This window comes from Streptomyces sp. NPDC002787, assembly GCF_053592095.1.
In genome coordinates, this window is sequence record NZ_JBSFVC010000002.1 from 232,536 (window position 1) to 253,132 (window position 20,597).

General features: G+C 69.4%; 13 protein-coding genes. 8 read left to right on the forward strand and 5 right to left on the reverse strand.

The genetic code is table 11. The features are described 5' to 3' along the window. Positions 1-38 precede the first annotated feature (38 nt). Positions 39-3,050: a bifunctional [glutamine synthetase] adenylyltransferase/[glutamine synthetase]-adenylyl-L-tyrosine phosphorylase gene (locus ACWD26_RS03185; RefSeq protein ID WP_451265650.1), complete on the reverse strand. Its 3,012-nt coding sequence runs from the start codon at positions 3,048-3,050 to the stop codon at positions 39-41. 276 nt (positions 3,051-3,326) lie between these two features. Here ACWD26_RS03185 and ACWD26_RS03190 point away from each other — a divergent pair, with 276 nt between their 5' ends. Next, the gene (locus ACWD26_RS03190) at positions 3,327-3,758 is read left to right on the forward strand and encodes a hypothetical protein (RefSeq protein ID WP_451265652.1); all 432 of its coding nucleotides are present in this window, start codon (positions 3,327-3,329) and stop codon (positions 3,756-3,758) included. 5 nt (positions 3,759-3,763) lie between these two features. On the opposite strand, the gene ACWD26_RS03195 is transcribed toward ACWD26_RS03190, so the two are convergent. From ACWD26_RS03195 to ACWD26_RS03205, 3 genes are all read right to left on the reverse strand, one after another. After that, positions 3,764-4,249 (reverse strand): EamA family transporter, encoded by a 486-nt coding sequence (locus tag ACWD26_RS03195; protein WP_451265654.1) that lies wholly within the window; start codon positions 4,247-4,249, stop codon positions 3,764-3,766. A gap of 68 nt (positions 4,250-4,317) precedes the next feature. After that, positions 4,318-5,181: a phosphatase PAP2 family protein gene (locus ACWD26_RS03200; RefSeq protein ID WP_451265656.1), complete on the reverse strand. Its 864-nt coding sequence runs from the start codon at positions 5,179-5,181 to the stop codon at positions 4,318-4,320. Positions 5,182-5,313: 132 nt separating this feature from the next. Next, positions 5,314-6,348, reverse strand: coding sequence for a LacI family DNA-binding transcriptional regulator (locus ACWD26_RS03205; RefSeq protein WP_451265658.1), 1,035 nt, complete (start codon positions 6,346-6,348; stop codon positions 5,314-5,316). Positions 6,349-6,829: 481 nt separating this feature from the next. Here ACWD26_RS03205 and ACWD26_RS03210 point away from each other — a divergent pair, with 481 nt between their 5' ends. The 4 genes from ACWD26_RS03210 (at position 6,830) to ACWD26_RS03225 (ending at position 12,013) form a co-directional block, all read left to right on the forward strand. After that, positions 6,830-8,098, forward strand: coding sequence for an extracellular solute-binding protein (locus ACWD26_RS03210; RefSeq protein ID WP_451265660.1), 1,269 nt, complete (start codon positions 6,830-6,832; stop codon positions 8,096-8,098). A 108-nt stretch (positions 8,099-8,206) separates the two neighbouring features. After that, positions 8,207-9,211: a carbohydrate ABC transporter permease gene (locus ACWD26_RS03215; RefSeq protein ID WP_451265662.1), complete on the forward strand. Its 1,005-nt coding sequence runs from the start codon at positions 8,207-8,209 to the stop codon at positions 9,209-9,211. Between the two features lie 13 nt (positions 9,212-9,224). Next, a complete protein-coding gene (locus ACWD26_RS03220) occupies positions 9,225-10,136 on the forward strand; it encodes a sugar ABC transporter permease (RefSeq protein ID WP_451265664.1) in 912 nt (303 codons plus the stop codon). Between the two features lie 194 nt (positions 10,137-10,330). Further along, entirely contained in the window at positions 10,331-12,013 is a 1,683-nt protein-coding gene (locus ACWD26_RS03225; protein ID WP_451265984.1) for a glycoside hydrolase family 13 protein, read from the forward strand. 110 nt (positions 12,014-12,123) lie between these two features. On the opposite strand, the gene ACWD26_RS03230 is transcribed toward ACWD26_RS03225, so the two are convergent. Beyond that, positions 12,124-12,687 carry a hypothetical protein gene (locus ACWD26_RS03230; RefSeq protein WP_451265666.1) on the reverse strand — a complete coding sequence of 188 codons (564 nt, stop codon included), beginning with the start codon at positions 12,685-12,687 and terminating at the stop codon, positions 12,124-12,126. A 450-nt stretch (positions 12,688-13,137) separates the two neighbouring features. Here ACWD26_RS03230 and ACWD26_RS03235 point away from each other — a divergent pair, with 450 nt between their 5' ends. The 3 genes from ACWD26_RS03235 (at position 13,138) to pulA (ending at position 20,554) form a co-directional block, all read left to right on the forward strand. After that, positions 13,138-13,341, forward strand: coding sequence for a hypothetical protein (locus ACWD26_RS03235; protein WP_451265668.1), 204 nt, complete (start codon positions 13,138-13,140; stop codon positions 13,339-13,341). Between the two features lie 244 nt (positions 13,342-13,585). Then, entirely contained in the window at positions 13,586-14,968 is a 1,383-nt protein-coding gene (locus ACWD26_RS03240) for an alpha-amylase (RefSeq protein WP_451265670.1), read from the forward strand. Positions 14,969-15,124: 156 nt separating this feature from the next. Beyond that, positions 15,125-20,554, forward strand: coding sequence for a pullulanase-type alpha-1,6-glucosidase (gene pulA, locus ACWD26_RS03245; RefSeq protein WP_451265672.1), 5,430 nt, complete (start codon positions 15,125-15,127; stop codon positions 20,552-20,554). Positions 20,555-20,597 lie beyond the last annotated feature (43 nt).

The following is a 20,597-nucleotide window of genomic DNA, read 5'->3' on the forward strand; positions in this document are numbered from 1 at the left end:
TCCTGTCACCGGGTCACTGGTGGGGGTGTCCGCACGTGTCACCCCCCGTAGAACAACTCCTCCACCACCCCCCGCGCCCGCCGTGTGATCCGACGGTAGTCGTCGAGCATGTCGCCCACGTGGCCGGGGCCGTACCCCAAGTACCGCCCCACCGCGGCGAGTTCGCGGCCGTCGGAGGGGAACGTGTCGCCCGCCCGGCCCCGTACGAGCATCACCGCGTTGCGTACGCGCGTGGCCAGGACCCAGGCCTCGTCCAGTATGGCCGCGTCCTCGGCGCTCACCAGGTCGGCCTCGCGTGCCGCGGCCAGGGCCTCGCGGGTGCGGGTCGTGCGCAGGCCCGACTCGCGTCGGCCGTGTCGGAGTTGGAGGAGCTGGACGGTCCATTCGACATCGGACAGACCGCCGCGGCCGAGCTTGGTGTGGAGGGTCGGGTCGGCGCCGCGCGGCAGCCGCTCGGACTCCATACGGGCCTTCAGACGTCGGATCTCGCGTACGGCGTCGTCGCCGAGCCCGTCCGAGGGGTAGCGGAGCGGATCGATCAGGTCGATGAAGCGGCGGCCCAACTCCTCGTCCCCGGCGACCGGTTCGGCGCGCAGCAGGGCCTGCGACTCCCACCCCAGCGACCAGCGGCGGTAGTAGGCCTCGTACGACTTCAAGGTCCGGACGAGCGGGCCGGTCTTGCCCTCGGGGCGCAGGTCCGCGTCGATGAGGAGCGGTGGGTCGGCGCTCGGGATCTGGAGCAGGCGCCGCATCTCGGAGACGACCGCGTTCGCGGCGCGGGCCGCCTCCTGCTCGTCGGCGCCCTCCCGGGGTTCGTGGACGAAGAGGACGTCGGCGTCGGAGCCGTAGCCCAGTTCGTGGCCACCGAAGCGGCCCATGCCGATGACGGCGAAGCGGGTGGGGAGGGTGTCGCCCCAGCCGTCGCGGACCAAGGCCCGGAGCGTGCCCGCGAGGGTCGCCGCCGTGAGGTCGGAGACCGCGCCGCCCACGAGGTCGACGAGGGTGCCCTGGTCGGCGGTTGCCGGGGACGCCTCGGTGCCGTAGGAGCCGACGATGTCCATGGCCGCCGTACGGAACAGTTCGCGCCGTCGTACGCCGCGTGCGGACGTGACGGCCTGCTGGGCGCCGTCGGCGCGGTTGACGGCGGCGAGGATCTCCTGTTCCAGATGGGCGCGTGGGCGGGGTTCGAGGCCGCCGACGCCACCTGCTACCCCGTCCCCGTCGCCGAGGAGGGAGACGGCCTCGGGGGCCCGCATGAGGAGATCGGGGGCGAGACGGCCGGCGGACAGGACGCGGGCGAGGTTCTCGGCGGCGGCTCCCTCGTCGCGCAACAGCCGCAGATACCAAGGGGTCCGGCCGAGGGCGTCCGAGACCTTGCGGAAGTTCAGCAGCCCCGCGTCCGGGTCGGCGGAGTCCGCGAACCAGCCCAACAGGACGGGAAGCAGCGTGCGTTGGATGGCGGCCTTGCGGGAGACACCGGAGGCCAGCGCCTCCAGGTGACGCAGGGCGGCGGCCGGGTCGGCGTAGCCGAGGGCGACGAGACGTTCGCGGGCCGCGTCGGCGCTCAACCTGGTCTCACCGGGCGCGAGTTGGGCGACGGCGTCGAGAAGCGGGCGGTAGAAGAGCTTCTCGTGCAGACGCCGTACGACGGCCGCGTGGCGCCGCCACTCGCGGTTCAGCTCGGCGACCGGATCGGTGCGCAGGCCGAGCGAACGGCCGATGCGCCGCAGATCGTCCTCGTCCTCGGGGACGAGATGGGTGCGGCGCAGGCGGTAGAGCTGGATGCGGTGTTCCATGGACCGCAGGAAGCGGTACGCGGCGTCGAGTTGGGCCGCGTCGGTCCGCCCCACGTATCCGCCGGCGGCCAGCGCGCCCAGCGCGTCGAGGGTGGTCCCGCTGCGCAGCGAGGTGTCGCCGCGCCCGTGCACGAGCTGGAGCAGCTGCACGGCGAACTCGACGTCCCGCAACCCGCCCGGACCGAGCTTGAGTTGACGGTCCACCTCGGCGGCCGGGATGTTCTCGACGACCCGGCGCCGCATGCGCTGCACGTCGGCGACGAAGTTCTCCCGCTCGGCGGCCTTCCAGACGAGCGGTTCGAGCGCGGCGATGTACTCCTCGCCCAGTCCGAGGTCTCCCGCCACCGGCCGGGCCTTGAGCAGCGCCTGGAACTCCCAGGTCTTCGCCCAGCGTTGGTAGTACGCGAGATGGCTGCTCAGCGTGCGGACGAGGGGGCCGTTGCGCCCCTCCGGCCGCAGATTCGCGTCGACGGGCCAGATGCTGCCCTCGACGGTCGTCTCGGAGCAGATCCGCATCATGTGCGAGGCGAGGCGGGTGGCGGCCCGGATCGCCTTCTGCTCGTCGGCGCCGTCCGCCGTCTCCCCCACGAAGATGACGTCGACGTCGGAGACGTAGTTGAGCTCATGACCTCCGCACTTGCCCATCGCGATCACCGCGAGCCGGCACAGCGCCGCGTCGTCCGGAGCGGCGGCACGCGCTATGGCCAGGGCCGCGCGGAGGGTGGCGGTGGCGAGGTCGGCGAGCTCGGCCGCCGTCTGGGCGACGTCGGTGGTGCCGCACACGTCACGGGCGGCGATGGAGAGGAGACAGCGCCGGTAGGCGACGCGGAGCGAGACCGGGTCGGTGGCCTCCGCGAGCCCCCGCTCGAACTCCTCGATCCCGGGGTGCAGGTCCTGCGGCTCGTACATCACCAGCGCCTGCCAGTCCCGCGCGTGCCGGGCGAGGTGGTCGCCGAGCGCGGCGGACGCGCCGAGCACCCCCAGCAGGCGGTCCCGCAGCGGCTTGGCCGCTATCAGCGTGTCCAGCACCGCCCGCCGCGCCGTGGGGTCCGGCTGCGCCTCCAGCAACCGGACGAGGCCCAGCAGCGCGAGGTTCGGGTCGGCGGTCGCCCCCAGCGCGTCCAGCAGCACCGGATCGTTCCGTACGGCCGACAGCTCCGCACTGTCCAGCAGCCGCTCGGCCGCCGAGGGATCGGTGAAACCGTGCCGCAGCAGTCGCGAGAACGTGCTGCTCCTGCGCCCCGGCGCCGTCATCCCGGCCTCCCGTCGGATCAAGCCCGCCACCCGATCGTCCGCCCGCACCGATCAAGGTCGTACGGGCATGAGCCTAACCGGAGAGTCGGGGAGAAGCGCTGGGCGACCGGGGGCGGGTCCGGTGGCGCGGAAGGGTTTCACGGGGCACTGCCCGGGTGGGTCCGGTGGCGCGGAGGGGGTGACGGCGCTCTGCCCGGTGCGGCGCACCGGTGCACGAGGCGCGGACCGCTGTCCTGACAGGGCCCTGATCGTCATGTCCACGGCTAGTCTGCGGGCATGGCCGATGCGGAGGACAGCGGGAGCGGCTCGACACGGCGCCGTTCGTGGGCGGCGGTGGTGTCGTCGGAGCCGGTGGTGACCACCGTCGTGCTGGAACTCGCCGGTCTCGCCCTCGCCGGGGTCGTCGCGTTGGTGGGGTGGCCGTTCGGGTGGCTGCCCGATCCCGGTCTCGTCGCGCTCCTGGCGAGCATGGCCGCGATCGGGCCCGTGGCCGAGCTGTATCACGCGGGGCGCCCGCCGCGGTGGCGTGCCGTTGTCGTCGCTCTCCTGGCGCTGGCGACGGTGACCCCGCTCGTGTCCGGAGCGACGAACTGGGCGCTGCCCTCGCCGGCCCACCCGGGCGTCGGATTCCTCGTCGGCTTCCTCGTCGCGGTACCGATCAGCGTGGCTGTGCTGGCTCGGTCACTCGGCAGGGCGGACACCGGGTGACGCGGCTACGGACCTTCTCGAAGTGACCCCTGCCCGGTCCGCCGCGCGTACATCCGCCCGGCCAGGCAGATCGGCGGCGTTCGCGGCGAGGACGCGAGGGGGGCGGGGGCGCGGGGACCTGGGGGCATCCTGAGCCACACACGGCCCGAAGCCCGGTGCGCACGGGGCAGCGCCACGCCCGCCAGGACGACGACCATCCCCACGACCACCCGGGGCCCGACCCTCTCGTCCAGGAACAGCGCCCCCAGGGCGACCGACACCACCGGCAGCAGATAGCCCACCGTCGCCGCGCTCGCCGCCCCCTCGTCGGCGATCAGCCGGTAGTTCAGGTAGAAGGCCACCCCGGTGCCGAAGACCCCCAGGACGGCCACCGCGACCAGGGCGGTCACGTCCACCCCGGAGCCCCCGGAGCCCCCGGAGCCCCCGGAACCCCGGCGCTCCATCCACGCCGCCGTACGGGAGACGGCACCGCCGCGACCGGCCCTGCGCACCTTCGTCCGCGTGCTGAGGCAGGCCGCCGACGCCTCGGGCCCGCGGCTAACGGAACCCGCCCGCGCGGCTACAGCTTGACCGGTGCCAACGACGGCGCCCCGTCACTGCCCGCCACGTACCGCGGCAGCGCGTGCGGCAGTGACCCGTACCAGAGGCGGGCCACCGCGAACCCGAAGGCGAGGCAGAGCATTCCGCCCACCGCGTCCAGCCAGAAGTGGTTGGCCGTGGCGACGATGACCACGAGGGTCAGGGCCGGGTAGAGCAGACCCAGGACCCGCACCCACGGCACCGACGCCAGCGCGAAGATCGTCAGCCCGCACCACAGCGACCAGCCGATGTGCATGGACGGCATCGCCGCGTACTGGTTCGACATGTTCTTCAGGTCGCCGGATGCCATGGAGCCCCACGTCTGGTGGACGACGACCGTGTCGACGAAGTTCTCGCCGGTCATCAGGCGGGGCGGGGCCAGCGGGTAGAAGTAGTAGCCGACCAGGGCGACCGCGGTCGTGGAGAAGAGCACCAGACGCGTCGCCGCGTAACGACCGGGATGACTACGGTAGAGCCACACGAGAACACCGAGCGTGACGATGAAGTGCAGGGTCGCGTAGTAGTAGTTCATGCCGACGATCAGCCATGTCACCGAGTTCACGGCGTGGTTGATGGTCTCCTCGACCGCGATCCCGAGGTGGTGCTCCACCTTCCAGATCCAGTCGGCGTTGTCGAGCGCCTGGGTCTTCTGCTCGGGGACCGCGTTGCGGATCAGCGAGTAGGTCCAGTAACTCACCGCGATCAGCAGGATCTCGAACCAGAAGCGCGGGCGACGCGGAGCCCTCAGCCGGTGCAAGGACCCCTGCCCCGGCGCGCCCATGACGGACCGCGGAGCGGCCTGCTCCCGGCCTTCCTCCAGTGTCGTCACGGTTGAGTCACCCATGGGCACAGAGTCTGCCAGAAAAGCCGTTCCCCACCGATCATCCTCTGGTCGGGTTCACTGCGCACGTTCTTCGGGGTACCACGAGGGGACATCTCCTACGCACGTATCGCATCGCCACCCGTTTTCTCCTTCTCAAGTACGAGAGCGGTCCCCAGGAGCCGAAGCGGTCGACCCCCGCACCACCAGTTCCGGCATGAACACGAACTCACTGTGCGGCGCCGGAGTCCCACCGATCTCCTCCAGCAACGTACGCACCGCCGCCTGCCCCATCGCCGGGACCGGCTTGCGGACCGTCGTCAGCGGAGGATCGGTGAAGGCGATCAGGGGGGAGTCGTCGAAGCCGACCACCGAGACGTCCCGCGGCACCTGAAGACCCCGCTGCCGGGCCGCCCGGATCGCGCCGAGCGCCATCATGTCGCTCGCGCACACCACCGCCGTACAGTCGCGGTCGATGAGCGCCATGGCCGCCGCCTGGCCGCCCTCCAGCGTGTAGAGGGAGTGCTGGACGAGATCGGCCTCGACATCCGCCGCCTTCAGGCCCAACTGGTCCTGCATCGTACGGACGAAGCCCTCGATCTTGCGCTGGACCGGGACGAAGCGCTTGGGGCCCAGGGCCAGACCTATCCTCGTGTGCCCCAGCGACACCAGATGCGTCACCGCGAGGGACATCGCCGCACGGTCGTCCGGGGAGATGAACGGGGCCTGCACCTTCGGCGAGAAACCGTCGACGAGGACGAACGGCACGCCCTGGGCCCGCAGTTGTTCGTAGCGCTGCATGTCGGCGGAGGTGTCCGCGTGCAGACCGGAGACGAAGATGATGCCGGCCACCCCACGGTCGACGAGCATCTCGGTCAGCTCGTCCTCCGTGGAACCCCCGGGGGTCTGGGTGGCGAGGACCGGGGTGTAGCCCTGCCGGGTCAGCGCCTGCCCGATGACCTGGGCCAGCGCCGGGAATATGGGGTTCTCCAGCTCCGGGGTTATGAGGCCGACCAGACCCGCGCTGCGCTGACGCAGACGTACGGGGCGCTCGTACCCCAGGACGTCCAGGGCGGCCAGAACGGACTGGCGAGTGGTCGCGGCGACGCCCGGCTTCCCGTTCAGGACGCGGCTGACAGTCGCCTCGCTGACCCCCGCCTGGGCCGCGATGTCGGCAAGCCGTGTGGTCACAGCACTGGACTGTACCGGCCGGGCCTGCGCTTGCCCACCGGCCCGGCGTCGGGTGCGGGCGGGGGTGCGGCCCGCTGCGGGCTGCTGCGTCATCGCGGTCCCTCGTGATTCTGGTCGGTGTCCGGTGCCCCACGTCCGCAAGGCGCTGACGGGGTGATGATTCCCGTCCTCGCAAGTGATGGCAAGAGCTTGCAGAGTCTTGCACACCCGTTCCCGTACGTGCTGATCACCGGAAACCGCAAGGTCCCTGGTGGTCTCGCACAGGTCACGACGGAGTAACCATCAGCGTTTCTTGCGCTTTTTTGCTGCAAGACCTTTCGCACCGCTTACATCGCTGTTACGTTCGGCCACGCCCGGCGGCGTCCCCCACTCTCGAACCGACTCGAGCGGGAGGGGCCCCCTTCGGCGCCCCGGCACTCGGCAGCAGCGGCGGACGGGGCCCTCTGCCCAGCACACGGGCTTTCACCCTCAAGGAGATCTCATGCGGCGTGGCATAGCGGCCACCGCGCTGGTGGCGTCGATCGCCCTCACGGCGACGGCCTGCGGCGGAAGCGACAGCGGCGACTCGGCCGACGGTCCGGTCACCATCACCTGGTGGGACACCTCCAACGCCACCAATGAGGCACCGACGTACAAGGCCTTGGTCAAGGAGTTCGAGGCCGCCAACAAGGACATCAAGGTCAAGTACGTCAACGTGCCCTTCGACCAGGCGCAGAACAAGTTCGACACCGCCGCCGGAGCCTCCGGCGCCCCGGACGTGCTGCGCTCCGAGGTCGGCTGGACACCCGCCTTCGCCAAGAAGGGCTTCTTCGCGCCGCTGGACGGCACCGAGGCCCTCGCGGACCAGGACAAGTTCCAGCCCAGCCTGATCAAGCAGGCCCAGTACGACGGCAAGACCTACGGCGTCCCGTTCGTCACCGACACCCTCGCGCTGGTCTACAACAAGGAACTCTTCGAGAAGGCCGGCGTCGAGGCCCCGAAGACCTGGGACGACCTGAAGAAGGCCGCCGCCACCATCAAGGACAAGACCGGCGTCGACGGCTACTGGGGCTCCACCCAGGCCTACTACGCCCAGTCCTTCCTCTACGGCGACGGCACCGACACCGTCGACGTCGCCGCCAAGAAGATCACGGTCAACTCCGCCGAGGCCAAGAAGGCGTACGGCACCTGGCTGGACCTCTTCGACGGCAAGGGCCTGCACAAGGCGGACACCACCGCCGACGCCTACGCCCACATCCAGGACGCCTTCGTCAACGGCAAGGTCGCCTCGATCATCCAGGGCCCGTGGGAGATCACGAACTTCTACAAGGGCTCGGCGTTCAAGGACAAGGCCAACCTGGGCATCGCCACCGTCCCGGCCGGCTCCACCGGCAAGCCGGGCGCCCCGACGGGCGGTCACAACCTCTCCGTCTACGCCGGCTCGGACAAGGCGCACCAGGAGGCGTCGCTGAAGTTCGTCAACTTCATGACCTCGGCGAAGTCCCAGGAGACCATCGCCCTGAAGAACTCCACGCTGCCCACGCGTGACGACGCCTACACCGCCGAGGTCAAGGCCGACCCGGGCATCGCCGGCTACCAGACGGTCCTCGCCGCCGCCCAGCCGCGCCCCGAGCTGCCCGAGTACAGCTCCCTGTGGGGCCCGCTCGACTCCGAACTGCTCGCGATCGCCGGCGGCAAGGAGTCCCTGGACAAGGGCCTGAGCAACGCGGAGACCGCGATCGCCAAGCTGGTCCCGGACTTCAGCAAGTGACCCCGCGTGGCCGCCGCATCCGAGATGTCCCATCGGGGGACGGATGCGGCGGCCACCGGCCCGTACCCGCCCCGCTCCCCCCAGTGATCTTCCAGAAGGTGTCGAACGATGACAGTCGCCATCGACCGCGCGACCGGCAAGCGCCGCGGTGAGCCGGGCGGGCGCCCCGGTCCGCTGACGCGTCTGAAGCACGGGTACCAGCGCTACTGGTACGCGTACGCGATGATCGCCCCCGTGGTCGTCGTCCTCGGCGTCCTCGTGGTGTACCCCCTGGTGCGCGGCTTCTATCTCACGCTCACCAACGCCAACAGCCTGAACTCGGCGCGCACCATCGGCGTCAACCACATCGAGGCCACCTACGAGTTCATCGGCTTCGACAACTACGCCGACATCCTGTGGGGCCCCACCTCGTACGACCGCTTCTGGTCGCACTTCATCTGGACGATTCTCTGGACGGCCCTCTGTGTCGCCCTGCACTACGTCATCGGTCTCGGCCTCGCGCTGCTGCTCAACCAGAAGCTGCGCGGCCGCACCTTCTACCGGCTGATCCTGGTCCTGCCGTGGGCGGTGCCCACCTTCGTCACCGTGTTCGGCTGGCGGTTCATGCTCGCCGACGGCGGCATCATCAACGCCGGCCTCGAAGCGCTGCACCTGCCGACCCCGCTGTGGCTGGAGGACACCTTCTGGCAGCGGTTCGCCGCGATCATGGTGAACACCTGGTGCGGTGTGCCGTTCATGATGGTCTCGCTGCTCGGCGGACTGCAGTCCATCGACTCCTCGCTCTACGAGGCCGCCGAGATGGACGGCGCGAGCGCCTGGCAGCGCTTCCGCTACGTCACCCTGCCGGGCCTGCGGTCGGTCAGCTCCACCGTCGTCCTCCTCGGCGTCATCTGGACCTTCAACCAGTTCGCCGTCATCTTCCTGCTGTTCGGCGACACCGCGCCCGAGGCGCAGATCCTCGTCACCTGGGCGTACTACCTCGGCTTCGGGCAGCAGCCGCGTGACTTCGCGCAGTCGGCGGCCTACGGCATCCTGCTGCTGGCCATCCTGATCGTCTTCACCTCCGTCTACCGCCGCTGGCTGAACCGCGATGAGCAGCAGCTCGCGATCTGAGGCAGGAGCCCCCATGAGCACCACGACCGTCAAGCCCACGGCTCCCGAGAACCGGTCGGCCGTCCCGGCGACCGTGCCCCGCGGGACACGCCGACGCGGCGAGAACAGCCTCGCCGGCACCCTCGTCTCCCACACCATCCTCGTCGTGGCGAGCCTGGTCGCGCTCTTCCCGATCGCCTGGCTGGTCTTCCTGTCCCTCGGCCCGGACAAGGACGATTACCTGCATCCGGGGCGCATCTTCGGCAAGATGACGTTCGACAATTACTCGTTCGTCCTCCAGGAGACGCCGTTCTTCGACTGGCTCGTCAGCACGCTCGTCGTCTCGCTCGGCACCACCGTCATCGGGGTGCTGATCGCCGCGACCACCGGTTACGCGGTCTCGCGCATGCGCTTCCCGGGCTACCGGAAGTTCATGTGGGTGCTCCTGGTCACGCAGATGTTCCCGGTGGCCGTACTGATGGTGCCGATGTACGAGATCCTGTCCGAACTGAAACTCATCGACAGCTATCTCGGCCTCATCCTCGTCTACTGCTCGACGGCCGTGCCGTACTGCGCCTGGCTGCTCAAGGGCTACTTCGACACGATCCCGTTCGAGATCGACGAGGCGGGACGCGTCGACGGGCTGACCCCCTTCGGCACGTTCGCGCGGCTGATCCTGCCGCTGGCCAAGCCGGGCCTCGCGGTCGCCGCGTTCTACAGCTTCATCACCGCGTTCGGCGAGGTCGCCTTCGCCTCGACGTTCATGCTGTCCGACACGAAGTACACCTTCGCCGTCGGTCTGCAGAGCTTCGTCAGCGAACACGACGCCCAGCGCAACCTGATGGCCGCCACGGCGGTACTGGTCGCGATCCCCGTCTCCGCGTTCTTCTACCTCGTGCAGAAGAACCTGGTGACCGGGCTCACGGCGGGCGGCACCAAGGGCTGACCGCCGGTTGAGCCGCGCTGGGCCGTCGCTTGTCCGCGGCTCTCGTCGTGGCTGGTCGCGCAGTTCCCCGCGCCCCTTCCAGGCGCGGGTGGCGGCCGCGGTGTCCCTCCGACCCCGCTGACACCGCGGCCGCCTCTGTCACCCGTCCCGTATCTACCTCCGACCCGATGACTCCCTTACGCACCAAGGACGCCATGAGCCAGCAGCACTCCGCCGACACGGCCCCGACCTCCGCCGTCGCCACCGTCGCCCAGCGCAGCGACTGGTGGCGCGACGCGGTGATCTACCAGGTCTATCCGCGCAGCTTCGCCGACAGCAACGGCGACGGCATGGGCGACCTGGAGGGCGTACGTTCCCGACTCCCGTACCTGCGCGACCTCGGCATCGACGCCGTGTGGCTCAGCCCCTTCTACGCCTCCCCGCAGGCCGACGCCGGCTACGACGTCGCCGACTACCGCGCGGTCGACCCGATGTTCGGGTCGTTGCTGGACGCGGACGCCCTGATCCGCGACGCCCACGACCTGGGCCTGCGGATCATCGTCGACCTGGTCCCCAACCACTCCTCCGACCAGCACGAGTGGTTCAAGCGGGCGGTGGCGGAGGGCCCCGGCTCCCCGCTGCGCGACCGCTACCACTTCCGGCCGGGCAAGGGCGAGAGCGGCGCACTCCCGCCCAACGACTGGGAGTCCATCTTCGGCGGCCCGGCGTGGACGCGGGTGACCGAGCCGGACGGCACCCCGGGCGAGTGGTACCTGCACCTCTTCGCCCCCGAGCAGCCCGACTTCAACTGGGACCACCCGGCGGTCGGGGACGAGTTCCGCTCGATCCTCCGCTTCTGGCTGGACATGGGTGTCGACGGCTTCCGTATCGACGTGGCCCACGGCCTGGTGAAGGCGGACGGCCTCCCGGACCTGGGCGCCCACGACCAGCTGAAACTGCTGGGCAACGATGTCATGCCGTTCTTCGACCAGGACGGCGTCCACGCGATCTACCGCGAGTGGCGCCGGGTCCTGGACGAGTACGCGGGTGAGCGCATCTTCGTGGCCGAGGCCTGGACCCCGACCGTCGAACGCACGGCGAACTACGTCCGCCCGGACGAGCTCCACCAGGCCTTCAACTTCCAGTACCTGAGCACGGACTGGGACGCGGCCGAGCTGAAGGTCGTCATCGACCGAACCCTGGACGCCATGCGCCCGGTGAACGCCCCCGCCACGTGGGTCCTGTCGAACCACGACGTGACCCGCCACGCGACCCGCTTCGCGAACGAGCCGGGCCTGGGCACGCAGATCCGCCTCGCGGGCGACCGCGAGCTGGGCCTGCGCCGCGCCCGCGCCGCCTCCCTTCTGATGTTGGCTCTCCCGGGCTCGGCGTACGTCTACCAGGGCGAGGAGCTGGGCCTCCCCGACGTCGTCGACCTCCCGGACGAGGTCCGCCAGGACCCGGCGTACTTCCGAGGCGCCGGCCAGGACGGCTTCCGCGACGGCTGCCGGGTCCCCATCCCGTGGACCCGGGCGGGATCGTCGTACGGCTTCGGGACGGGCGGCTCCTGGCTGCCGCAGCCTTCCGAGTGGGCCGACCTGAGTGTCGAGGCCCAGACGGGGGCGGCGGGCTCGACCCTGGAGCTGTACCGGGCCGCGCTGGCGGTGCGCCGCGAGCAGCCCGGCCTCGGCGCGGGCGACTCGGTCGAATGGCTGAAGGCGCCTGAGGGCGTCCTGGCCTTCCGCCGGGGAGAGTTCGTCTGCGTCGCGAACACCACCGGTGAGGCGGTGACGATCCCGGCGTACGGCCGTGTCCTGATCGCCAGCGGCGAGGTCACGGTGGCGGAGGGCGAGGCGAAGCTGCCGGGCGACGTGACGGTGTGGTGGACGACGGCCTGAGCATCCCGCGAGAACGGTCCTCGCAGGAACCCGCGGTCGCTCACGATGCCCGCCGCCCCTTCGGGAGCGGCGGGCATCGCCGCGGTCACCAGCGGTCTTTTCCGCTGCCTTCAGTCGCCAATCCCGGAGGTTTTCTCGATGAGGCGGGTGAAGACGACGAGCGCCCCCAGGGCGGGAAGGAGACTGGCCAGCGTCCACAGGACGCAGAAACCCGCCGCCGCCCCGGCCATCATGCGCAGCGGCGTCGGGGCGTCCTCGGAAACTCCGGCCACCACCAGGAGAAAGACAGTGGACAGGACAGCCATGGCGATGACAGTGAAGAACGGCCACAGGTAGTTGGTGATGGGGAGGATGCCCGCTTTTCTCGCTTTCCGTAGAAACGTGTTGTCGCAGGCGCGCGTGATCATCGCCAGGATGGCGAAAACGGACCCGATGATGACACCGACCATGGATACGGCGACTCCCAGGGTCTCGTCCATCGGCAGGTCGCCGTCGTGACCGAGCCAGGCGCCGCCCGCCGCGCCGCACACCGCGGCCAGGGGCTCCCCCCACCACCAGCTCCGCAGGCTCACATGCACAAGTCCCGCGAACTCCTTGAAGTACTTGTCGCCCAGGGTGCGCCCTCGGGGTTCCTCCGGGTGTGAGCCGAATTCTTTGGGCTGCTCCACGGTCATGAAAAGCCTCCGCCCGTGGCGGATACTCCCTGGGCCGCTTTTATACGGCCCAGTTCCACCTCACCCCACTCTCCTCATGGCCGGCGGAACGCTCCGTCGACCTTGGCCCTGTGTTTTTCTTCCTCTAATTCGGATCCATACACGCACATGTCGCGTATGGCGTCGTAGAGGGAAGCGCCATCGGCAGGCGAACCCTGCCCCGATTCCCTTACTTCGCGCTGAGTGAGCTCTCGAAGAGGACCATCCATTAGTTGAGCCACCTTTCGAGTTGGTCCAACTTTATGTGGGAGCCGTTGAGGGGGCCCGTCATGGCGACATTTGGGTGAACAATGGGCGAACGCTTCTGGTGGGCGTTCGCAGGGACATGCCGAGTCGCCGTGCGGCAGCCTCGTCCGCGGCGCCCGACCCCCGCGCGCCCAGGACCTTTCGGCTCTCGGCGTCGAGCTGGGGATGGCGGCCTGGCCGCTCTCCTGGCCCGCCTGCGAGGAGGCCGGAATCGCCTTCGAGTCCTACTTCCCCCTTGGCGGCGGTCTCACGGACCTCGCCGACCTCGCCGGTGGCCGCATCACCAAGGTCGCGGAACGTCGTGGCGCCACGGTTCCCCGGATCGCCCTGGCCTGGCTGCTCGCCACCTCACCCGCCGCCTTCGCCTGAGCCACCTCACCCCGGCGCCCCACCCCGGCGCCCCATCCCAACGCCCCACCCGGTGAAGGGATTTCGTAGGCGTGAAGAAGGTGTGTCGGGAGGGTTGACCGTTTGACAAGTGGACTCGTACCTTCCTGTCCGTTGAAAGTTTTCAGCCATCTTGCAGCAAGAAACGGCAACGGATCTTGCATGGGCTTGCCACGGCCCCGGAAACCCTCCCCTTCGGACCCCTTCAACGGAGAAGGCCCCACACATGACCAGCAGAACCCTCTCCGGCGCGCTCGCCCTTGCGGCGGGCGCGTCGATCGCGCTCGCGGTGCCCGCGGGAAGCGCGTACGCGTCGCCGCCCGGGACCAAGGACGTCACCGCCGTCCTCTTCGAGTGGAACTTCGCCTCGGTGGCCAAGGAGTGCACCAACACCCTCGGCCCGAACGGGTACGGATACGTCCAGGTCTCGCCGCCCGCCGAGCACATACAGGGCTCGCAGTGGTGGACGTCGTATCAGCCCGTCAGTTACAGGATCGCCGGGCGGCTCGGGGACGCCACCGCCTTCAAGAGCATGGTCGACACGTGTCACGCGGCCGGCGTCAAGGTCGTCGTCGACACCGTCATCAACCACATGGCGGCCGGGAGCGGCACCGGCACCGGCGGCTCGTCGTACACGAAGTACGACTACCCGGGCCTGTACTCGTCCTTCGACTTCGACAACTGCACCGCGCGGATCACCAACTACCAGGACCGCGCGAACGTCCAGAACTGCGAACTCGTGGGGCTCGCCGACCTGGACACCGGTGAGGACTACGTCCGCTCGGCCATCGCCGGCTACATGAACACCCTGCTCGGCTACGGCGTCGACGGCTTCCGCATCGACGCGGCCAAGCACATCCCGGCCGCCGACCTGGCCAACATCAAGTCGCGGTTGAGCAACACCTCCGTGTACTGGAAGCAGGAGGCCATCTACGGCTCCGGGGAAGCCGTGCAGCCCGGCGAGTACACCGGCAACGGGGACGTGCAGGAGTTCCGGTACGCCTTCGACCTCAAGCGGGTCTTCAACAACGAGAACCTCGCCTACCTCAAGAACTACGGCGAGGGCTGGGGCTACATGAGCAGTTCCGTCGCCGGTGTCTTCGTGGACAACCACGACACCGAGCGCAACGGCTCCACCCTCAGCTACAAGGACGGCGCCAACTACACGCTGGCCAACGTCTTCATGCTGGCCTACCCGTACGGCGCGCCCGACATCAACTCCGGCTACGAGTTCACCGACCATGACGCGGGCCCGCCCAACGGTGGTGCGGTCGGCGCCTGTTGGCGGAACGGCTGGAAGTGCCAGCACGCCTGGCCGGAGATCATGCGCATGGTCCCCTTCCGCAACGCCACCCGCGGTGAGGCCGTCACCAACTGGTGGGACAACGGCAACGACGCGATCGCCTTCGGCCGGGGCAGCAAGGGCTTCGTCGCCCTCAACCACGAGTCCGGCAGCCTCAGCCGCACCTACCAGACCTCCCTTCCGGCCGGCACGTACTGCAACGTGCAGAACAACACCACGGTGACCGTGAACAGTGCGGGCCAGCTCACCGCCACCCTCGGCTCCAACACGGCCCTGGCGATCTACGCGGGCAAGTCCAGCTGCTGAGCAGACGCCGACCGTGGTGGCCGGGGCTGCTGAGCACGACATCCACGCCTGAAAGTACTTTCCGTTACTTTCAAGCCTCTTGCTGAAAAGCTTTCGGCGGCGATACGGTCGCGCGGGGTCGGACCCACCAGAGCCGTCATCGCAAGGAGCCCATCTGTGATACCGAGATGGCCGACGCCGTCGAGGCGCCGAACCGCCCACGCCGGACGGGTGACAGCGGTCGGCGCGGTCACCGTGACCGCGCTGACCGCCGCGCTCGTCCAGCCCCTCGCCGCCGGGGCCGCGACTCCGCCCGCACCGCCGTCCGACGCGAAGCTGGCGAAGACCGCCGCCCGTCACGACCTCACCCGCGAGCAGTTCTACTTCGTCCTGCCGGATCGTTTCGCCAATGGGGACAGGGCGAACGACAAGGGCGGGCTGACCGGCTCGCGCCTCGCCACCGGCTACGACCCCACCGACAAGGGCTTCTACCAGGGCGGCGACCTCAAGGGCCTGACCAGGAAGCTCGACTACATCAAGGGCCTCGGCACCACCGCCATCTGGATGGCCCCGATCTTCAAGAACCAGCCCGTGCAGGGGACGGGGGCCAACGCCTCCGCCGGCTACCACGGCTACTGGATCACCGACTTCACCCAGGTCGACCCGCACTTCGGCACCAACAAGGACCTGGAGACCCTCATCTCCAAGGCCCACGCCAAGGGCATGAAGGTCTTCTTCGACGTCATCACCAACCACACCGCCGACGTCGTCGACTACGAGGAGAAGTCCTACGACTATCTGTCGAAGGGCGCCTTCCCGTATCTGACCAAGGACGGGAAACCCTTCGACGACGCCGACTACGCGGACGGGGAGAAGAACTTCCCATCCGTCGACCGGGACTCCTTCCCCCGGACCCCCGTCGTCCCGGCCGCCGAGAAAAACGCCAAGGTCCCCTCCTGGCTGAACGACCCGACGATGTACCACAACCGGGGCGACTCCACCTGGGCCGGCGAGTCCGCCACCTACGGCGACTTCGTCGGGCTGGACGACCTGTGGACCGAGCGTCCCGAGGTCGTCTCCGGCATGGAGAAGATCTACGAGAAGTGGGTGCGGGACTTCGACATCGACGGCTTCCGCATCGACACCGTGAAGCACGTCAACACGGATTTCTGGACCCAGTGGGCCACCGCGCTCGACGCGTACGCCGCGAAGAAGGGCCGCGACGACTTCTTCATGTTCGGCGAGGTCTACTCCGCCGACACGTCCGTGACCTCCCCGTACGTCACCCAGGGCCGCCTCGACTCCACGCTCGACTTCCCCTTCCAGGACGCGGCACGGGGGTACGCCTCCCAGGGCGGCAGCGCGAAGAAGCTGGCCTCGGTCTTCGGTGACGACTACAAGTACACGACCGACAAGGCCAACGCGTACGAGCAGGTCACCTTCCTCGGCAACCACGACATGGGGCGGATGGGGACCTTCCTCCGGCAGGACAACCCGAAGGCCACCGACACCGAACTGCTCGCCAAGGGCAGGCTGGCCAACGAGCTGACGTTCCTCAGCCGCGGCAACCCCGTCGTCTACTACGGCGACGAACAGGGCTTCACCGGCGCGGGCGGCGACAAGGACGCCCGCCAGACCATGTTCGCCTCGAAGACCGCCGACTACCTGGACGACGACCAGCTCGGCACGACCCGTACGCACGCCTCCGACGCGTACGACACGAGCGCGCCGCTCTACCGGCGGATCAGCGCGCTCGCCAAGCTCCGCAAGGCCCACCCGGCCCTCGCCGACGGCGTCCAGACCGAGCGGTACGCGGCCGACGGGGCGGGCGTCTACGCCTTCTCCCGGACCGACGCCACGTCGGGGACCGAGTACGTCGTCGCCTTCAACAACGCGGACGACGCCAGGACGGCCACCTTCGCCACCGGGTCTGCCCACATGACCTTCAAGGGCGTCTACGGGACGACCGCGCGGGTGAGGAGCGACGCCGACCGCGAGGTCACCGTCACCGTCCCGGCCGGCTCCGCGATCGTCCTCAGGGCCGCCGGCAAGCTCGCCGAGCCCGCCACCAAGCCTTCCCTGGCCCTCAAGGCCCCGGCCACCGGCGCCACCGGCACGGTCGAGATCACCGCGGACGTCGACGGAGGACAGCTCAACCGCGTCGTCTTCGCCGCCCAGGTCGGCAACGGCAACTGGCGAACGCTGGGCTCCGCCGACCACGCCCCGTACAAGGTCACCCAGACCATCGGCGAGGGCGTTCCGGCCGACACCGCATTGCGGTACAAAGCAGTGGTGATCGACCGAACCGGACGTACGGCGAGCGCCACCGCGACCTCCACCACGGGCACCCCGCCCGCCCCCGAGGTCCCCACCGCCTCCTCCCGCGACTACGCGATCGTCCACTACAAGCGCGCCGACGGCGACTACACCGACTGGCGGCTGTACGCCTGGGGCGGCATCGCGGACGGCGAGGGGACGACCTGGCCGGACGGGCACGACTTCGTCGGGCGGGACGCGTACGGCGCCTTCGCGTACGTCAAGCTCAAGCCCGGTGCCACCAGCGTCGACTACCTCGTCATCGACAAGGACGGCACCAAGGACGTCTCCGCCGACCGCTCGATCGACGTGACGAGGACGGGGGAGATCTGGGTCGAGCAGGGCAAGGAGGCCGTCCTGACGGAGAGACCGGCCGCCGACTACCCCGAGCAGGACAGGACCAAGGCCGTCCTCCACTACCACCGCGCCGACGGAAACTACGACGGCTGGGGCCTGCACGTCTGGTCCGGCGCCGCCGACCCCACGGACTGGTCCAAGCCCCTGGAGCCGGTGCGGACCGACGCCTACGGGGCCGTCTTCGAGGTGCCCCTCACCGACGGGGCCACCAGCCTCAGTTACATCATCCACAAGGGCGACGAAAAGGACCTCTCCGCCGACCAGGCCCTCGACCTCAAGACCAACGGGCACGAGGTGTGGCTGCTGAGCGGACAGGAGAAGTACCTCCTCCCGCAGTCGGCCGGGTCCGCCGCAGCGCTCGACCTCACCACCTCCAAGGCGGTCTGGATCGACCGGAGCACCCTCGCCTGGAACGGCGACGACACCGCCGCCTCCACCCAGCTGCTGTACTCCCGCACCGGCTCGATCACCGCGAAGGACGGCACCCTCACCAGCACCGACGAGCGGTGGCTGCGCCTGAGCAAGTCGGCGCTCACCGACGCCCAGAGGGCGCGGTTCCCGCACTTGAAGTCGTACACCGCCTGGACCGTCGACCCGCGCGACCGCGACCGGGTCCGTGAGGCCCTGCGGGGACAGGTCGTGGCCTCCCAACGGGCCGCGAACGGAGCCGTGCTCACGGCGACGGGCGTCCAGATCGCCGGCGTGCTCGACGATCTCTACGGCGACGCGGCGGACGCGGACCTCGGCCCGACCTTCCGCGACGGCCGTCCCACGCTCGCCGTCTGGGCACCCACCGCGCGGACGGTGTCCCTCGAACTCGACGGCCGGACCCTCCCCATGAAGCGGGACGACGCCACCGGCGTCTGGTCCGTCACCGGCACGAAGTCGTGGAAGAACAAGCCCTACCGGTACGTCGTGAAGGTGTGGGCGCCGAGCGTCGGCGAGGTCGTCACCAACAAGGTCACCGACCCCTACTCCGTCGCCCTGACCGCCGACTCCGAGCGCAGCCTCGTCGTCGACCTGAACGACAGGTCGCTCGCTCCGGCCGGCTGGACCTCGTACACCAAGCCCGAGGCCGTACCGCTCAAGGACGCGCAGATCCAGGAGCTGCACGTCCGGGACTTCTCCATCGACGACAGGACCGTCCCCGCGAAGGACAAGGGCACCTACCTCGCCTTCACCGACAAGGGCAGCGCCGGCTCGAAGCACCTGCGGGAACTGGCGAAGGCCGGAACGTCGTACGTGCATCTCCTCCCCGTCGCCGACATCGCCACCATCCCCGAGAAGAAGGCGGACCAGGCGACCGTCGACTGCGACCTCGGCTCCTACGCCGCCGACTCCGACCAGCAGCAGGCGTGCGTGGCGAAGGCCGCGGCCAAGGACGGGTTCAACTGGGGCTACGACCCGTACCACTACACCGTCCCGGAGGGCTCCTACGCGACCGATCCGGACGGGACGCGCCGCACGGTCGAGTTCCGGAAGATGGTGAAGGCGCTCAACGACGACGGTCTCGGGGTCGTGCTGGACGTGGTCTACAACCACACCCCCGCGAGCGGTCAGGCCGACAAGAGCGTCCTCGACAAGGTGGTCCCCGGCTACTACCACCGGCTCCTCGCCGACGGCTCGGTCGCCACCTCCACCTGCTGCGCCAACACCGCGCCCGAGAACACCATGATGGGCAAACTGGTCGTCGACTCGGTCGTCACCTGGGCCAGGGAGTACAAGGTCGACGGGTTCCGCTTCGACCTCATGGGGCACCACCCGAAGGCCAACATCCTGGCGGTCAGGAAGGCCCTCGACGCGCTGACGATCGAGAAGGACGGCGTCGACGGGAAGAAGATCATCCTGTACGGGGAGGGATGGAACTTCGGCGAGGTCGCCGACGACGCCCGCTTCACCCAGGCCACGCAGAAGAACATGGCCGGCACGGGCATCGCGACCTTCTCCGACCGGGCCCGTGACGCCGTACGCGGCGGTGGCCCCTTCGACGAGGACCCCGGCGTCCAGGGCTTCGCCTCCGGCCTCTACACCGAACCCAACTCCTCGGCCAACAACGGCACTTCGGACGAGCAGAAGGCCCGGTTGCTGCACTACCAGGACCTCATCAAGGTCGGGCTGAGCGGCAACCTCGCGCACTACCGGTTCACCGACACCAGCGGCAAGGAGGTCAAGGGCTCCGAGGTCGACTACAACGGCGTCGCCGCCGGATACGCGGACGCCCCCGGCGACGCCCTCGCCTATGTCGACGCGCACGACAACGAGTCCCTGTTCGACGCGCTGGCCTTCAAGCTGCCGAAGTCGACGAGCGCGAGCGACCGGGCCCGTATGCAGGTCCTCGCCATGGCGACGGCCGCCCTCTCCCAGGGCCCGGCGCTCTCCCAGGCGGGCACCGACCTGCTGCGCTCCAAGTCGCTCGACCGGAACTCCTACGACAGCGGGGACTGGTTCAACGCGATCCACTGGGACTGCCGGGACGGCAACGGCTTCGGACGCGGGCTGCCGCCGGCGGCCGACAACGAGTCCAAGTGGCCTTACGCCAAGCCCCTGTTGACCTCGGTCGGGGTCGGCTGTGAGCAGATCGAGGGAGCCTCGGCGGCCTATCGGGACCTGCTGAGGATCCGTACGACGGAGGACGTGTTCTCCCTCGACACGACCGGACAGGTGCAGTCGAGACTGTCCTTCCCGCTGTCGGGGAAGGACGAGACCCCCGGCGTGATCACCATGGAACTCGGCGACCTCGTCGTCGTCTTCAACGCGACCCCCGAGAAGCGGAAGCAGACGGTGACGGACCTGGCCGGGACGGCATATGCCCTGCATCAGGTGCAGGCAGCGGGTGCGGACTCTACCGTCCGGGACTCCTCTTACGAAGCGGAATCGGGGACGTTCGTCGTTCCGGGGCGGACCGTGGCGGTATTCGCACGATCCGACCGGTAGGGCGCTAGCTTGGGTGGTGCAGGTGGAGTGGGCCTGCGCCACC

Bases quoted from the DNA above. Each gene is read 5' to 3' on its own strand.
- ACWD26_RS03225 (WP_451265984.1), top strand. From the start codon at position 10,331: ATGAGCCAGCAGCACTCCGCCGACACGGCCCCGACCTCCGCCGTCGCC.
- ACWD26_RS03235 (WP_451265668.1), top strand. From the start codon at position 13,138: ATGGCGGCCTGGCCGCTCTCCTGGCCCGCCTGCGAGGAGGCCGGAATC.
- ACWD26_RS03220 (WP_451265664.1), top strand. From the start codon at position 9,225: ATGAGCACCACGACCGTCAAGCCCACGGCTCCCGAGAACCGGTCGGCC.
- ACWD26_RS03200 (WP_451265656.1), bottom strand. From the start codon at position 5,181: ATGGGTGACTCAACCGTGACGACACTGGAGGAAGGCCGGGAGCAGGCC.
- ACWD26_RS03230 (WP_451265666.1), bottom strand. From the start codon at position 12,687: ATGACCGTGGAGCAGCCCAAAGAATTCGGCTCACACCCGGAGGAACCC.
- ACWD26_RS03215 (WP_451265662.1), top strand. From the start codon at position 8,207: ATGACAGTCGCCATCGACCGCGCGACCGGCAAGCGCCGCGGTGAGCCG.
- ACWD26_RS03190 (WP_451265652.1), top strand. From the start codon at position 3,327: ATGGCCGATGCGGAGGACAGCGGGAGCGGCTCGACACGGCGCCGTTCG.
- ACWD26_RS03185 (WP_451265650.1), bottom strand. From the start codon at position 3,050: ATGACGGCGCCGGGGCGCAGGAGCAGCACGTTCTCGCGACTGCTGCGG.
- ACWD26_RS03210 (WP_451265660.1), top strand. From the start codon at position 6,830: ATGCGGCGTGGCATAGCGGCCACCGCGCTGGTGGCGTCGATCGCCCTC.
- ACWD26_RS03240 (WP_451265670.1), top strand. From the start codon at position 13,586: ATGACCAGCAGAACCCTCTCCGGCGCGCTCGCCCTTGCGGCGGGCGCG.